We start from the raw sequence: 14360 nt of genomic DNA, 5'->3' as shown, positions 1-14360 counted from the left end.
CGCCGGGGGCGTCAAGCGGAAGCCGATGTTCGCCAAGAGGCCTGCGGACTTTTTCTCCGGAGCTTCGGCGACCCTCCTGCCACGCGCCAACAGGGCCACAGTGGCGGTCCTGGCTTTGCGGTCCACCGAGAGGATTGACCACGTCAGGAAGCCGATGGGAACGGATACCAGCAGGAGTGCGGAAATGATCATGGGACTCATGGGATCTCAGAACTTCAGATCGATGATTTTGCGCATCCACAGGCTGCCGATCGTCATCAGGACGACGGATGCTCCGATCATGGCCCACCCTAGCGGATGGGTGAACATCGAGTTCATGTAGCCGGGGTTCACCGTCATCAGCATCAGCACAATGCCGATGGGCATGGCAATAAGGATGTAGGCGGAGAATTTGCCTTCGGCGGCGAGCGACTTGATGTGGCCCTTGATTTCGCTGCGCTCACGGATGGTCTCATTCACCTGGTCCAGGACCTCGGCCAGGTTGCCGCCCACTTCCCGGTTGATCTGGATGGCCTGCGCGATCCACACGAAGTCCTCGTTCTGCATACGCTCCGACGTGTCGGTCAACGAAGCCAGCAGGTCGCGGCCGAGGCTGGTTTCGGTGATGACACGGCGCATCTCTTCGGAGGTTGGACTCTGTGATTCTGAAGCGGCCGCGTCGATGGCGCGGAGAATGCTGTGGCCCGCCCGAAGGCCGCCGGAAAGTAGCTGAAGGGTGTCGCCCAGTTGCTGATCGAATTTCGCCCGGCGTTTGCCCGCCAGTATTCCCAGGTAAAGGTGGCCAACGAAAGGCGCCAGGATCACGAGCAGGAAGGACACAACCGGGACGCCGATCACCAAGCCCACCAGTGCTCCTACGATGGCACCGGCAATGACCAGCACCATGAATTCGGCCTGGCTGAGCCGGATGCCGGCATTCTCGAGCGCCTCGCGGTGATAGAGCCGGACATTTCTGGTTGCCAGGAACCGGTCCAGGGCGCCTACAGTCGCGTCGGCGATCCGGGTAAGGAACGACGGCGGATCCGCCGCGTAAGGCCGGCGGCGGTCCAATGCAATATCAGGAGTCCGCGGGAGCACCAACACGAAGCCCACCAGGATGGGGGCAAGGAAGAGGAGCGCGGCGCCAAGGAAGATCAGCATTGTGTCCTAGGCCTTTCCGGCGCCGGCAGGGTTTACGCCCGCCGGGGCAGCGCCGGCCGAGGTAGCGAAGACGGCAGGCGAGACGTGGATCCCCAGGTCCTCGAAGCGGTCGATGAAGCGCGGTCGAATGCCCGTGGCGACGGGTTTGCCCAGGAAGCGTCCGTGGGCATCAACCCCTGCTGAGTAGTCGAACACGAAGGCATCCTGGAGAGTCACGATGTCGCCTTCCATGCCTTGGACCTCGGTGACGTGCGTGATTCTCCGAGACCCGTCACGCAGCCGTGAGATCTGTACGATCAGGTTCACTGCCGAGGCGATCTGTTCACGTATGGCTCTCAAGGGAAGATCCATGCCAGCCATCAGCACCAGTGTTTCGAGGCGGGCCACGGCATCTCGCGGTGAGTTGGAGTGCACGGTGGAGAGAGAGCCGTCATGGCCGGTGTTCATGGCCTGCAGCATGTCAAGGGATTCGCCGCCGCGGACCTCGCCCACCACAATGCGGTCAGGCCGCATACGCAGGGAGTTCCTGAGCAGTTCGCGGATGGTCACCTCACCCTTACCCTCGGTGTTCGGCGGGCGGCTCTCCAGCCTGACTACATGGTCCTGCTGGATCTGGAGTTCCACCGCATCCTCGATCGTCACGATCCGTTCGTTTGCGGGCAGGAAGGAGGACAGCACGTTCAAGAGCGTGGTTTTTCCGGTTCCGGTGCCGCCGGAGACGATGATGTTGAGCTTGGCCTTGACGCACGCGTCCAGCAGTTCCGCCATCTCGGGCGTCAGTGTGCCGAAGTCGATGAGGTTCCGCACGGTGAGGGGTACTTTGCTGAACTTACGGATGGTCAGCGATGATCCGCCCACTGCCAGCGGTGGGATGACGGCGTTGACACGCGAGCCGTCTTCCAGCCGGGCATCGACGAGGGGAGATGACTCGTCAATGCGGCGGCCCACCTTGGACACGATGCGTTCGATGACCTTGCGGAGGTGCTCCTCGGAGCTGAATCGAGTGTCAGCGAGCGTGAGGTGACCCTTCCGTTCCACGTAGATCTGGTCCATCCGGTTGACCATGATTTCTGTGACCGCCGGATCGTCCAGCAGCCTTTGCAGCGGTCCGTAGCCCAGGACGTCGTCGGCCACATCCTGGACGAGGCGGGTGCGTTCGTCGGGGGACAGCGGCACCTGCTCGGCGTCGATGATCCGCGTCAGCTCATCGCGTGCCGAGGACTTCAGTTCGTTTTCAGTGATGGCGGAGTCGTTGAACCGGGCACCCAGATGTTCAAAGAGCGCAGTGGCGGCTCTTTCTTTGAGGGCAGCAAATGCGTCCACCGGTTGCTGGGGTTTCGGCCTCGCCTCCTCCACGTAATCGGGGACGACGGCGACGGCGGCGACCGGTGGCGCCGTCGTCGGGCGCTGTTCTGTGGTTTGTTCAAACCATTGCACGCGGCGTGCGGGAACATCAGGTTGTGGCAGAACGAGCGTGGGCGATGAGGCGTGCGGGGCGGCAGCCTGCGGGGCGGGCTGTGCGTTCGACTGGGCGGCACGGATGCGCTCTGAGAGTTTCATTAGACCACTACCCTTCGGTGCAGTTTGCGCTGGGATTTCGCCCTCCACGCGGGGTTGAAGCGTTCCACCAGTTGGTTTAGCCCTTTGGTTGCCGGATCCTTCACCGGCTCTTGGAGCACGGGGATGCCTCGGTTGGTGGACAGGGCCACGGCACGGGAGCGGGGGATGCTCACGTCAACCGGTGCCCCAATCGTCGATTCGAGGTCCTGGACCGTGAGGCCGTTTTTGGCATCCGCCATGTTCAGCACTACATGCCGGGTCTCAGGAAGAATGTTCAGCTGGCGGAGGACGTCGAGGCCGGACCGCAATCCACGCACGCTGGGGATGTCCATTCCGCTGACCCAGACAACGTCGGTGCACTTTTCCATGGCGGCGAGGCCTATTTCCGGCAGTCCCGGCGCGGTGTCCACCACAACGTACTGGAACTGCTCGGACAGCTGCTCCAGGAGCCGGCTGATCTGCTCGGGGGTGATCTCGTCTGCATCTATGGGGGTTGGCGGTGCGCAGAGTGCATAGATGCTGCCCGGGTGGACGGTGAGGAAGGCTTTGAGGACCAGGGAGTCCTGGCTGGCAGCAGGGGAGACGGCGTCCGTCACCGTATGCTCGGGGTCGAGGTAGAGCCCGGAAGCGACGTCCCCGAACTGCAGGTCCAGGTCCACGATGACAACGCTCATCGGCGCCACCTTCCCCAGACCGACGGCGATGTTGGTGGCAATGGTGGTTTTGCCTACGCCACCCTTGGGTGAGAAGACACCGATGACCAGGCCCTTGTTGGATTCCGTGGCTTGCGGGGGTGAAAGGGTGCGGTGCCGGGTGGCAAATGACTGGCTGGCGCGTTCGAGCAGCACCCGGATCTGCGCGGCATCGGAGTCCGGCGGCACGATGTCCCGGATCCCTGCGCGCATGGCCTGGAGGAGGAATCCGGGGTCCGGCTCTGCGGCAAGAATGACGCTGAGTTCCGGGTAGCTCACGTTGAGGACCGTTGCGAGCCGAAGGGCCTCATCTACGGGCACCTCCGGTCCCAGGACCAGGACTTCGGGCTGCTCCTGGTTCAGATGGGTGAAGAGTTCGTTCGGGTCGGCGGGCAGCAGGCTGGTGAAGAACGTCTGCACGCCGCCCTGGAGTCCGCCCGCAACAGCCTGGCGGAGGCGGCCATCAAAGCCGACGTCGGGGGTGATCAGGACGAAGCGGCTCATTTGTAGAGGTCCGTCCGGGTCATGATGCGCGGGCCGCTGTCCGTTGCGTCGAGCGGTTCCCGGCTGAGCCAGAGGGATGCGTACTCCGCGGCAAACACAATTTTGCCGGCGTTGATGTCGTTGACGGCCACGGTGACCATGAGCAGCCCGGTGGGAAGGTTCACGTCGCGGGGATCAGGTTCTGCCGCTGCGCTCGCGGTGGGTGCTGGCTTAGCGGCGGCTCCTTCGGGCGCGCGCTGGACGGCTGTGACCAGGGCCTTGTGAATGGAGAGCTGGACGGCTTCCCTGTCCGCCTTCCCCTCGATGCCGCCGGTGGCTGTGGAGATGAAGATGCCGACGTTGTCTCCGGGTGCCAGCCGACCGCCCACCACGCGCTGTGGTTCCAGCTGGAAAGTGACTTCCTGAAGGCCTGCAGGCACCGGTACTGAGCCGGAGGTCTTGAGTTCTTCGGGGGAGACGAGGCGCTCTGCCAGCAGTTGCTCGCCGGGGACCAGATCGGCGGCGGTCACTTTTCCAACCGCCCCGTCCAGCGTGTTCAGGGCCGTTTTTGCGACGGCGGTGCCGGGCAGTTGTTGCAGGGCAACGGATGCCTTCAGCGCTTCTGCCGTGGAACCGGCAGGAACCGCTTTGGTGATCACCAGTACGTCGACCGGATCAAGGCCTTTGACGGCCCGCTGGTCCGCACCCTGGGCGTAGGACACAACAATGACCGCCCCAACGATGGCCAGCAGGACTGCCACCACTCCTGCCAACAAACGTGACTTCACTGAATGCTCCTGTATGTTCCAAAAATCATGGTCGCTACGGCTAACTGCTGAGTGCGACGACGACGGCGCCGTCCGGTTTGATGTCGCCCAGTTTGAAGCCGCTGGCCAAGGAAACGTATTCGACGAACGTTCCGATGATGCCGCGGCATGGTTCCTTGCACTCAAGGGCTGCGGGTACGTCCGGTGCCCTGTTACGGAAGGTATAGGGAAGGCCGGTGTTGCCGACTTTCCACCCTTCGACATTGAACGCGGCGAAGGTAGTGAGCCCGAAGACTGCGTTTGTTCCGGTACCGGTCACTTTGTTGAAGATCGGCACCAGGACGATGACGTCCTTGCCCGCATTCATATCCGCTGCCCAGCCATTCAGCAGTGCCTCACAGTTGGGTGGGGCGTTATTGCCGGTATCGCCGCCTGCAGTGCTGGTGGCAATGTCGACTATGGCGCCGCACTGGCTTGGATCCTGTTTGAGTTCACCAAACCCGCCTTCCACCGCAGCTCCTGACGGGCCATAGTGGCAGTCGGCATTGGCGTTCTTGCCGTGGAGTTGGAGGAGCTGCATCACGTCGGTCTTGTCGCGGACCTGGCATACCGAAACCGTGATGGGAAACGGGGTGGGTCCCTTTTCCGGGCTTCCCCACTGAACGGATGCCGGCGCTGTGACTTCTGCAGTGTTCATGCCAAGGGCCCTGGCGAAGAAGAGGGACACTTCATTGGGGGAGTGGCCGCTTTCCTGTGCTCCCGCGGTAACGGTGACCGTCCGGTCCGTTGTGTTGAGGACAACTGACTTGAGGTTGCTGAGCCCATCAGCCGCATTGCCGTTGGAAAGCCCTGCCGCCAGGGACGATGTAGCGGAGCAATCAGGATCGGTGACGTTCCGGCTGCACTTCTGGGCGATGGCCAATGCGGCGGCGTCGGCCCCGTTCCGGAGTTGGGTCCGTTCGGCGTAGAGCATGCCCACGTCCACTGCAATGGCACCGAAACCTAGCAGCGCCACGAGCATGATGGCGACGATGACGCTTACTGCGCCATGTTCGCCGTCGTTCTTCACGCTGGGTTGATTCAGCCGCCGCACAGCATTGCTCCTTTCGCGGTCATCGGGAACGGACCTGCGATGCCAGTCATGGTGGACAAGCTGTAGGTGATGGTGACGGACATGCGGTGGCCCGGTGCACATTTCGACGTGCCGGTGTCCAGGTTCTTAAATTCGATGTTCGAGTCCGCCAGCTGTGGCTGAAGCGCGATCGCCGTGTCCTTGACTGCTTTGCGAGCCACCAAGACATCGTCGGAGATTGCCATGACGCGGACACCTTCGCGGGCTGCAGCGGAGAGTGATGCCTGCGCGTTGTAGGCCCGGCTGAACTCCATGACGCCCAGCAGCAGCATGACCAGGACGGGTGCGATGATCGCAAACTCGACCGCAACAGCTCCGCGTTCAGATGCCCTGGACATGATGGCTCCTTTCGCTTCTGCAGATCGGGTTCGGGAAAAGAAGAGTGACGGCGGCTTGATCGCCGCCGCCACTCTCATTCGTGGTGCTGGGGTGGGCGCCTCAGTAGGTTAGGCGCGGCCTTACTTGGAGCAGCTTCCAGCAACAGCTGCAGTGGAGCCAGATGCGGCAGTGGCCGCTGTGTAGGCGCCGCCCTTGACGCTGCAAGCAACACCGTTGAACGTCTCGGTAAGTGTCGTCCCGAGGAGGGTGACGGCCACGATGATGACAACAGCGATGAGCGCGACCATGATGCCGTATTCGACGGCTGTAGCGCCCTTTTCTTCGCTACGAAGGCGGATCATGAGGTTGGTGTGGAGAGAAAGCATGGGGACTCCTGAGCGAGTTCGGGTGGCTGGTCCTGCACCAGCTCAAGCACGAAACTAGCAACCCTTGAGGAGGCTTTGAGCGGAACTTGCAGCATCCTGCGCGAAGGTTGCCTTCGCTGCTCGTTTCCTGCGCCATTGCTTTGCTAAGCCTGTGCGAGTGCTGAGAAAAGGTGACTGCGCGGGCACACAAACGGACCCCCTCGGTTCTGGGTGCCGAGGGGGTCCGGTATTTGGAGCGCCGAGAGGCGCAATGGGTTGAGCTGGCTGAAGGGTCAGAAGGCGCCGGCGAAGCTCTTCATTACGTTGATCGCCGCGGGGCCAATGATGACTATAAACAGCACCGGCAGAATGCAAAACATCAAGGGGAAGAGGACTTTCACTGGCAGTTTCATCGCCTTCTCCTCGGCACGCTGACGCCGTTTGATGCGCATCTGCTTTGCCTGGGAGCGGAGGACATTTGCGATTGCAATGCCATACACATCTGCCTGCACGACTGCTCGCACAAAAGTCCGCAAGTCGGGGACATCAGTCCTCGCTGCCATGGCCAAGTATGCGTCCCGACGGCTGCGGCCAACCTGCATATCCTGGAGCGTCCGCAACAGTTCGGCGGCTAGCGGCCCTTTGCCATTCTGTGCGGCGCGGGCCATTGCGGTCTCAAAACCAAGTCCTGCCTCAACTGAGATCAGCATCTGGTCCAGGGTATTCGGCAGTTCGAGCTCGATCGCCTTCTGCCTCTCGGCACCGCGGCCGTGGATCAGGATATCCGGCGCGAAATAGGCGAGGGCACTAAAGAGCACGACAAAGAGAATGGAGGATGGAGTTGGCCCCTTGCTGATGACCATAATGCCGACGAGGACAACCACCAGCGCCAGCGCTGGCTTGAGGATCAAGAGTCGCTCCAGCGGCATTTGTGCGGGCCGGCCGGCGCGGGCGAGAAGCTTGTCGAGCCAGCCCGTGTAGCCCTTGGGCGTTAAGCGCAAGCCCAGGGGCGTGGAAGATTTGGATTCCCCGGGCGTTGTCCCTGCTCCCAGCGGCAGCCCTTCAGTCAGGCGAAGACCACGGCCAAGGTTGTTCCGGACGGCCGCGAATCCCCGCCTGTCGACAGCAACGAAAGAAAAAACAAGGAACGAACACGGAATGATGATCAGACCGACGATTAGCCATGCTATGGCGCTCATGCTTCCCCCTAGAACTTGATCTTGACGACGCGGCTGAGCCAGAACGTGCCGATCCCCAGGAGCACGACGGCGCTTCCAAGCATGAACCATCCCAGGACATTGGTGTACAGCGTTGCGATGTAAGTGCCGTTGACCACGCTCATGTACAGGAACATGCCAACGGGCAGAGCGACGAGGATGTACGCCGAAAGCTTTCCTTCGGCGCTGAGAGCCTGAACCTGCCCTTTAATTTGAGTTCTTTCCCGAATGGTTTCGCCGACGTGATCAAGCACTTCAGCCAAATCGCCGCCCACCTCGCGGTGAATTTCGATCGCCTGTCCAATCCAGTCGAAGTCTTCGCTGCGCAGGCGGCGGGCGGCATCAATCATGGATTCCCTCAGATCCCTACCCAGCCTCGTTTCGTTGACTAGACGGGCGAACTCCTCTGACGTCGGGGCTTCGGCCTCCTGCGCCACTGCATCCACCGAGCGGAGCAGGCTGTGGCCTGCCCGCAGTCCTCCGGCGAGCATTTGCAGAGTGTCTCCGAGCTGGGAGTCGAACTTTGCCCGGCGTTGTGCGGATCGAATACTGAGAAACAACTTTGCTGCCAACGGCGTTGCGCATATGAAGAGAACACTGAGGACTAGGCCGCCGAGAATGAACCCCACGACGCCTGCGGTAACAGCCAGGCAAGCGATGAGGAGGATGAAGTCGGCCTGCCGCATTTTCAGACCAGCTTGTTCCAACGAATCGCGGCTTCCGAAAGCTGCGTTTCGGCTGACGTTCCGATCCAGATACGCGGTGGCGGAATTCGTAACCCGCGTCAGCAGGGATGGACCGTTCACCACACCCGGTCGCCGACGCGAGAGCGCAATTTCGCCTCGGCCGCTCTGGAACGTGGTGGTCAGAAGCACGGTGAGAGCCACAAAGCACAGGACTATTCCGATGCCCAGAAATATCGGATCCGTGATTGTCACCGAAATCCACCGCCCACCGGCATACTCCCGAACACCGTGGGAGAAAGAGGTATTCCGAGTTCCACGAAGTGATCCACGAAGCGCGGGCGGACACCAGTGGGAATCGGACGGCCCAGGAACCTTCCGTTGGCATCGACGCCGGCGGAATAGTCAAAGACAAACGCATCTTGGAGTGTGACCACTTCACCTTCCATGCCTTGGACTTCGGTGACATGCGTCACGCGGCGCGTCCCGTCCCGGAGTCGAGAAATGTGAACAATCAAGTTCACAGCCGACGCTATTTGTTCGCGAATGGCCCTAAGAGGTAGGTCCATGCCTGCCATCAGGACGAGGGTTTCCAGCCGTGAGATCGCGTCCCTCGGTGAATTTGCGTGAACAGTGGAGATCGAGCCGTCGTGGCCTGTGTTCATGGCCTGGAGCATGTCGAGCGATTCACCGCCACGCACTTCGCCAATAACAATGCGGTCGGGACGCATTCGGAGGGAGTTTCTCACCAGATCCCGGATGCTGATCTCGCCCTTTCCCTCGATGTTTCGCGGCCTGCTTTCTAGCCGGACCACGTGCTCCTGTTGCAGCTGCAGTTCAACAGCGTCCTCAATGGTGACAATGCGCTCGTCTGCTGGGAGGAAGGAGGACAAAACGTTCAGGAGTGTGGTCTTACCGGTGCCGGTACCGCCGGAGACGATGATGTTTAGGCGGGCCCGCACGCACGCCTGCAGAAGTTCAGCGATCTCCGGAGACATCGAACCCAAGGAAATAAGGTTGCTCACCGTGAGTGGGACTTGCCCAAACTTTCTAATGGTAAGAGTTGAGCCACTGACGGCGAGCGGAGGAATGATGGCATTCACACGGGATCCATCGGCAAGCCGAGCGTCAACGAGGGGCGAAGATTCGTCGATTCGGCGGCCAACCTTGGTAACGATCCGTTCGATGATTTTCCGCAAATGCTCTTCGCCACTGAACCTGGCACCGGTGAGCGTAAGCTTTCCTCCGCGTTCCACGTAGATTTTGTCAGGACCATTGACCATAATCTCTGTGACCTCAGCGTCGTTCAGGAACCTTTCCAGCGGTCCCAGGCCCAGGACGTCGTCGATGATTTCCTGGACCAGCCGCTGGCGCTCGGGGAGAGTGAGCGGTATTTCGTCCTCTTCGATGATGGTGCGCAGTTCATCTTTGACGTACTGCTGCAGCTCGGATTCTTCTACGGAGGGGTCGGTGATCCGACTACCCATCCGCTCATAAAGTGCGGTACCTGCTCGTTCCTTAACAGCGTTCAGCGCTTCGTTGGGTTCGTTGCTGTAGGTGCGGGTCCCGAATGGATTTGCCGCATCTGCCGGCGCTGCTACGGAGGCAGTCCACTGACTTGTGGAGTCAGCGTCTTCATTCGCGACGTCAAGGCCTCGTGCGGCCTCCAACCTTCTTGCCAGGCTCATTAGACTATTGCCCTTCTGTGAAGTTTCTTATGTGGTCGTTGCTCCCAGTTGGGTTTGAACCTGTCCACGAGTTGCCCCATGCCTCGTGCTGCACCATCTCTGCTGCCTTCCTGCAAGAGGGGGATGCCCTTGTTCGTAGAGAACGGCACGGCACGCGAACGGGGCAGGACGATGTCTACGGGGCATCCAATCGTGGCTTCGACATCCTGTAAAGTGAGTCCGCTCTTCCGGTCCGCGAAATTCAAAACGACGTGTCGATTTTCAGGCAGGAGATCAAGCTCCGTCAGGATGCCGAATCCGGTTCTGAGGCCTCGGATGCTCGGAATGTCCATTCCACAGATCCAGACAGCGTCAGTCGCCTGATCAAGGGTGGCTAGAACATGTTCGCCGAGACCAGGGGCAGTATCTACCACGACGTACTGGAACTCAGACGCAAGCTGACTGATTAGATGAGCCACCTGGTCGCCGCTGATCTTGTCCGCATGGGCAGGGTTCAGGGGAGCACATAGAGCGTAAATTCCAGCGGGGTGCAATGTCAGATAGGACTTTAAGACCATGCTGTCTTGGACAGCTGCCCCTGTGACAGCATCAGCTAGTGTTCGTTCGGGTTCTAGCATCAGCCCGGAGGCCACGTCACCAAACTGAAGATCGAGATCGAGGACTACTACGCCCATAGGGGCAATTTTTCCAAGCCCGATAGCCAAATTCGTCGTAACGGTGGTTTTTCCGACGCCGCCTTTAGGCGACATAACGGCAATGATGCGGCCTTGTGATTGGTTATCTTCGACCGACCCGCCCAATCCGCGCCGCCTGCTGGCTGCCGCCAAACTCGCGCGTTCGAGCATGGTGCGAATGTCGTCACTGTTTGCCGCAGGGCTGAGGAGATCCCGAATCCCGGCCCGCATGGCCGGAAGGGCAACATCTGCACCCCCGTCAGTCACCAGGACGACGCTGATCTCCGGGTACTGAAGGTCGAAGAGGCTGGCCAAGCGGATTGAATCCTCTGTTGGCAGACCTGGTCCAAGCAGTATCACCTCCGCTAGCTCACCGCTGAGAACGCGAAGGATGTCGTCGGGGCCGGGCGGCAGGTAGTCTGCAGTCAGCGTTTGCAAGGTGCCATGAAGTCCGGCGACAGCTTGCTGCGCCCTTTGGGTAAAGCCCGGGTCAGCTGTGACCAACACGAATCTGCTCATTTGAAGAGCTCGGCTTTCCTGACGGTGAACGGAGCGGTTTCCGATGCAGTGGAGGGCTCCTTGGTCAGCCACAATGTGCCGAACTCTGCAGCGAAAGCGATTCTCGCCGAGTCCGCGTCGGTGCGTGCAAAGGTGACGAGGAGCTGACCGGTGGGAAGCTGTGTGTTGGCTTGTTCCGCAGAGGCAGTTTCGCTAGTGCCAGCGGCCGGCGCACTAGTGGCCCGCTGGACGCTGGTCACCAGCACCTTGTGGAAGATCTGCTGCGCTGATCCGCCTCCGGCGGCGTCGTCAGAGAACAGAGCAACTACGCCGACTGTGTCGCCGGCGACGATCCTGCCCCCGACAACCCGCTGCGCCTCAAGCTGGACTGAGATCTCCTGCATCCCCGAAGGGACAGGAACCGATCCGGGGGCAGCCAAACTTGTCGGGTCGACGAGTCGGACTCCAAGAAGAGGCTCGCCGGGCACCAAATCGGCTGACGTCACTTTGCCGTCGAGTCCATCTAGGCTTTTCAGTGCACCATTGGGCACCGATGCGGCCGGCAGGGAAGTCAGCCGGACGGAGCCCCTGAGCTGATCCAGGGTCGACCCCTGCGGTATCTGTTTGTCGACAACCAGAACGTCCATCGGTTGTAAGTCTTGTTGGGCCCTGGCTTCGGAACCCTGAACATACGAGACGAGAAGCAATGTGCCAACTACGGCGAGCACAAGGGCTACGATGCCTCCCAGAAGGCGAGTTTTCACGTGTATCTCCTTAGTTATAAGCTGCCGCCCAGCTGGTGATCCAGTCTCAGGCGCTTCAATGAAGGTGTTGTTATTGGCTTAGCTGAACTCCTGGAGCGCCATATGCTGACGGTCCACCAAGAGTCGCGGCTTCGGCCAAGGAAACCTTTCGAATGAAACGGCCGAAGATCCCGTTGTCGCTGTTCTTGAGCTTCAAGGACTTCGAAAGATTCGTAGCCTCGGTAGTCATGAAATCTTCAGGCAGTTTGGTTCCGCCTGCGAGGTTCCAACCCCGCAGCGAGATTTGGGCGAAGGCCTCGATGTGGAATTCTGCATTGCTTCCAGTCCCGCGACGGTCGTCAAATATGGGGACCAAGATTTCAACTGTCTTTGTGGGATCAGCCAAGATGGCTCCCCATTGATTCATTCTGGTCGCGCAATCGGCGTCATAGTCTTGCCCAGAATCGGTTCCTACCCACGGATCGGTGATGCTGACTTTCACGCTGCAGGTTCCGGGTGAATCCAGCCATCCGAACCCTCCGGGGACCTCCAGGCCGGAGGATGAGGGCGTGACGCACTCATATGCCGGATCCGAGGCAAGGGTGTCTCCGTGAGACGGGAAGAACTGCAGGTCTTTGGTAAAGAAGGGGTCGGACTCGCACTTTGAAAAGGCCAGTGGAACAACATCGGCGGTTTCGTAGCCGCCAAATTTTGCCTGGGCAGACGCCCTGATGTCGGTGGTCTCAATCCCCAAGGCCCGAGCGAAAACCAACGAGAAGTGGTTGTTGCCGGCCGTGTCCCTCGCCTGTGTCGTCACATTGACGACACCGGAACCGACGGTTGCGGAGACTACGTTGGTGAAGGCATCAAGTGCATTTGCGTTTGCCATGCCCGAGGCTGATGTCACAGGGCTGCTGCAGTCTGGTCCGGGCGGAGTTGCCGCGCACGCTTGCGCTATCGCCAAGGCAGACGAGTCAGCCCCGTTCTGAAGCTGGGCGTGCTCGGAATACATGGTGGCCACGTCAACTGCGAAGGCAGCCATGCCAAGCAGGAAAACCATGATGAGCGCGGTCAGGGGAGCGACGACTCCTCGTTCCGAAGCTGGAGCCTTTATCCACCGCATCGCATAACACCTTTGCCTTCAATTGTTAGGGTGCCAGGCATGCCCGGAATAAGGTTTGGGAAGCCGGTCATCCAAGGAGTTGTGTAGTTCACCGTGACCACTGCATTGTTGCCGGACGAGCAGGTGCCTGAACCCGAATAGCTGATGTTTATATTCGCCGTTGTCAGTCCGACCGATGGCGCCGCGTCCACACCCGCATTTTGGGCGGCCGAGGCCGTATAGGTGGATTCTGCACAATGAATTGCTGCGTATCGCGAAGCTTCGCGAGCCGCTTCTGTGAGGGAAACCTGAATATTGAACGCCCGCCCGAATTCGGCGATGCCGAGGACCAGGCCCATAAAGATTGGCAAGATGAGGGCAAACTCAACTGCTACGGCGCCTGCCTCCCGGGCGCTTCGAGGACGCCGGCGTCGGCCAAGTTTCTGCATCATGATGTGACCCAAGTTCTAAGTGGCCCGGCCTACTAAACTGCCCGGGCGGCTATGGCTGGAGGTTTGGCGACCGTTGAGAGACCCCAGGGCCGGAATGCGGCTTAAAGATTGAAGGCCCAGGTGCGTGACAGGAGCTGTCGAGCGTCTGCTCAGCTTCCCGCCCCGCCCCTGGGCTCCTCAACCTGCCTCCGCAGTTATATTGCGGTGTTTACAGCGACGAAGGCGTCGTTGATTTTGCCTCCGAGTAGTCCCACAACAACCACGATGACTGCCGCGATTAGAGCTACGAGGAGACCATATTCAACAGCCGTCGCACCTTTCTCAGATGCGAGACGACTCTTAGCTCCTGCAAAAAGAACCAGAACGGGGATCATGATCGCTGTCATTAGATGGCAGTGTTGATCTTGATGAATGCATTGTTGATGTTGGTGCCGAGGGCCGCCACGACAACAACGATGACTGCCGCGATCAGGGCAACGAGCAGGCCGTATTCAACTGCGGTTGCACCCTTCTCGGAGGAGAAGCGATCCTTGACGCCGGCAACGTAGGCGAGCATTGAGACCATGAGAGAAGTCATTTTGAGTTCCTTAATTCGATGAAATTGATTTGGATACTTTCAACGAATTTCCAGCTGCCCCCATACTTCTTAGCGGTTGCTGGACTTCGCTAAGAAGAGATTGTCAGCCGGGGATTGCGGCAACAATGCGTAGTTGTACTCGACTTTTTCTGGGACTAATTCAGCTCGTACGGAGAAGACTTGCGTGAGTACTCAGAAAAGTTGGTGTATCCACTAACGACTACTTGGTTTGTTGTTGTCAGTGCGGTTGAAGGTGTCGTTTAGCGGGC

Annotated in this window: 16 protein-coding genes and 2 pseudogenes; all 18 read right to left on the bottom strand. The window is 60.0% G+C overall.

The features are described 5' to 3' along the window. A pseudogene (locus DBR22_RS11760) lies at positions 1 to 192 on the bottom strand (type II secretion system F family protein); the annotation flags it as partial. Positions 193 to 207: 15 nt separating this feature from the next. Continuing rightward, positions 208 to 1140: a type II secretion system F family protein gene (locus tag DBR22_RS11755; protein WP_108599166.1), complete on the bottom strand. Its 933-nt coding sequence runs from the start codon at positions 1138 to 1140 to the stop codon at positions 208 to 210. A 6-nt stretch (positions 1141 to 1146) separates the two neighbouring features. After that, entirely contained in the window at positions 1147 to 2700 is a 1554-nt protein-coding gene (locus tag DBR22_RS11750) for a CpaF family protein (RefSeq protein ID WP_108599165.1), read from the bottom strand. Further along, on the bottom strand, positions 2700 to 3896 hold the full coding sequence (locus DBR22_RS11745) for an AAA family ATPase (RefSeq protein WP_108599164.1): 1197 nt from the start codon (positions 3894 to 3896) through the stop codon (positions 2700 to 2702). Before DBR22_RS11745 ends, DBR22_RS11750 begins: the two co-directional genes overlap by 1 nt. Then, positions 3893 to 4663 (bottom strand): Flp pilus assembly protein CpaB, encoded by a 771-nt coding sequence (gene cpaB, locus DBR22_RS11740; RefSeq protein WP_108599163.1) that lies wholly within the window; start codon positions 4661 to 4663, stop codon positions 3893 to 3895. The genes DBR22_RS11745 and cpaB (DBR22_RS11740) overlap by 4 nt, the downstream gene beginning before the upstream one ends. Before the next feature lie 40 nt (positions 4664 to 4703). After that, positions 4704 to 5735 carry a pilus assembly protein TadG-related protein gene (locus DBR22_RS11735; RefSeq protein WP_308810207.1) on the bottom strand — a complete coding sequence of 344 codons (1032 nt, stop codon included), beginning with the start codon at positions 5733 to 5735 and terminating at the stop codon, positions 4704 to 4706. Next, positions 5723 to 6112: a TadE/TadG family type IV pilus assembly protein gene (locus tag DBR22_RS11730; RefSeq protein ID WP_108599168.1), complete on the bottom strand. Its 390-nt coding sequence runs from the start codon at positions 6110 to 6112 to the stop codon at positions 5723 to 5725. Before DBR22_RS11730 ends, DBR22_RS11735 begins: the two co-directional genes overlap by 13 nt. 120 nt (positions 6113 to 6232) lie before the next feature. Then, positions 6233 to 6478 carry a Flp family type IVb pilin gene (locus DBR22_RS11725; protein ID WP_108599161.1) on the bottom strand — a complete coding sequence of 82 codons (246 nt, stop codon included), beginning with the start codon at positions 6476 to 6478 and terminating at the stop codon, positions 6233 to 6235. A gap of 272 nt (positions 6479 to 6750) precedes the next feature. Continuing rightward, positions 6751 to 7656 (bottom strand): type II secretion system F family protein, encoded by a 906-nt coding sequence (locus DBR22_RS11720; protein ID WP_108599160.1) that lies wholly within the window; start codon positions 7654 to 7656, stop codon positions 6751 to 6753. Positions 7657 to 7664: 8 nt separating this feature from the next. After that, positions 7665 to 8612: a type II secretion system F family protein gene (locus DBR22_RS11715; protein WP_108599159.1), complete on the bottom strand. Its 948-nt coding sequence runs from the start codon at positions 8610 to 8612 to the stop codon at positions 7665 to 7667. Continuing rightward, positions 8609 to 10045: a CpaF family protein gene (locus DBR22_RS11710; protein WP_108599158.1), complete on the bottom strand. Its 1437-nt coding sequence runs from the start codon at positions 10043 to 10045 to the stop codon at positions 8609 to 8611. The genes DBR22_RS11715 and DBR22_RS11710 overlap by 4 nt, the downstream gene beginning before the upstream one ends. Further along, positions 10045 to 11238 carry an AAA family ATPase gene (locus DBR22_RS11705; protein WP_108599157.1) on the bottom strand — a complete coding sequence of 398 codons (1194 nt, stop codon included), beginning with the start codon at positions 11236 to 11238 and terminating at the stop codon, positions 10045 to 10047. The genes DBR22_RS11710 and DBR22_RS11705 overlap by 1 nt, the downstream gene beginning before the upstream one ends. Then, positions 11235 to 11945 (bottom strand): Flp pilus assembly protein CpaB, encoded by a 711-nt coding sequence (cpaB, locus tag DBR22_RS11700; RefSeq protein ID WP_108599167.1) that lies wholly within the window; start codon positions 11943 to 11945, stop codon positions 11235 to 11237. The genes DBR22_RS11705 and cpaB (DBR22_RS11700) overlap by 4 nt, the downstream gene beginning before the upstream one ends. Before the next feature lie 106 nt (positions 11946 to 12051). Then, the gene (locus DBR22_RS11695) at positions 12052 to 12849 is read right to left on the bottom strand and encodes a hypothetical protein (protein WP_258229160.1); all 798 of its coding nucleotides are present in this window, start codon (positions 12847 to 12849) and stop codon (positions 12052 to 12054) included. A gap of 81 nt (positions 12850 to 12930) precedes the next feature. Further along, positions 12931 to 13083 (bottom strand): annotated as a pseudogene (locus tag DBR22_RS24480) (pilus assembly protein TadG-related protein); the annotation flags it as partial. Continuing rightward, entirely contained in the window at positions 13071 to 13514 is a 444-nt protein-coding gene (locus DBR22_RS11690) for a TadE/TadG family type IV pilus assembly protein (RefSeq protein WP_108599155.1), read from the bottom strand. The pseudogene DBR22_RS24480 and the gene DBR22_RS11690, both read right to left, overlap by 13 nt. 194 nt (positions 13515 to 13708) lie before the next feature. Then, positions 13709 to 13888: a Flp family type IVb pilin gene (locus DBR22_RS11685; protein WP_181365144.1), complete on the bottom strand. Its 180-nt coding sequence runs from the start codon at positions 13886 to 13888 to the stop codon at positions 13709 to 13711. Positions 13889 to 13899: 11 nt separating this feature from the next. Continuing rightward, positions 13900 to 14091, bottom strand: coding sequence for a Flp family type IVb pilin (locus DBR22_RS11680; RefSeq protein WP_108599153.1), 192 nt, complete (start codon positions 14089 to 14091; stop codon positions 13900 to 13902). Positions 14092 to 14360: the final 269 nt, after the last annotated feature.

Origin of the sequence: Arthrobacter sp. HMWF013, assembly GCF_003061105.1 — a bacterium.
GTDB lineage: Bacteria > Actinomycetota > Actinomycetes > Actinomycetales > Micrococcaceae > Arthrobacter.
Note: the sequence above shows the minus strand (reverse complement) of the source record. Positions and strands in the feature narration are given on the sequence as shown.

What these genes read in the sequence shown, in the direction of transcription:
- DBR22_RS11755 (WP_108599166.1), bottom strand. Translation starts at nt 1,140, where the DNA reads ATGCTGATCTTCCTTGGCGCCGCGCTCCTCTTCCTTGCCCCCATCCTG.
- DBR22_RS11750 (WP_108599165.1), bottom strand. Translation starts at nt 2,700, where the DNA reads ATGAAACTCTCAGAGCGCATCCGTGCCGCCCAGTCGAACGCACAGCCC.
- DBR22_RS11745 (WP_108599164.1), bottom strand. Translation starts at nt 3,896, where the DNA reads ATGAGCCGCTTCGTCCTGATCACCCCCGACGTCGGCTTTGATGGCCGC.
- DBR22_RS11730 (WP_108599168.1), bottom strand. Translation starts at nt 6,112, where the DNA reads ATGTCCAGGGCATCTGAACGCGGAGCTGTTGCGGTCGAGTTTGCGATC.
- DBR22_RS11725 (WP_108599161.1), bottom strand. Translation starts at nt 6,478, where the DNA reads ATGCTTTCTCTCCACACCAACCTCATGATCCGCCTTCGTAGCGAAGAA.
- DBR22_RS11720 (WP_108599160.1), bottom strand. Translation starts at nt 7,656, where the DNA reads ATGAGCGCCATAGCATGGCTAATCGTCGGTCTGATCATCATTCCGTGT.
- DBR22_RS11710 (WP_108599158.1), bottom strand. Translation starts at nt 10,045, where the DNA reads ATGAGCCTGGCAAGAAGGTTGGAGGCCGCACGAGGCCTTGACGTCGCG.
- DBR22_RS11705 (WP_108599157.1), bottom strand. Translation starts at nt 11,238, where the DNA reads ATGAGCAGATTCGTGTTGGTCACAGCTGACCCGGGCTTTACCCAAAGG.
- DBR22_RS11695 (WP_258229160.1), bottom strand. Translation starts at nt 12,849, where the DNA reads ATGGCAAACGCAAATGCACTTGATGCCTTCACCAACGTAGTCTCCGCA.
- DBR22_RS11690 (WP_108599155.1), bottom strand. Translation starts at nt 13,514, where the DNA reads ATGATGCAGAAACTTGGCCGACGCCGGCGTCCTCGAAGCGCCCGGGAG.
- DBR22_RS11685 (WP_181365144.1), bottom strand. Translation starts at nt 13,888, where the DNA reads ATGATCCCCGTTCTGGTTCTTTTTGCAGGAGCTAAGAGTCGTCTCGCA.
- DBR22_RS11680 (WP_108599153.1), bottom strand. Translation starts at nt 14,091, where the DNA reads ATGACTTCTCTCATGGTCTCAATGCTCGCCTACGTTGCCGGCGTCAAG.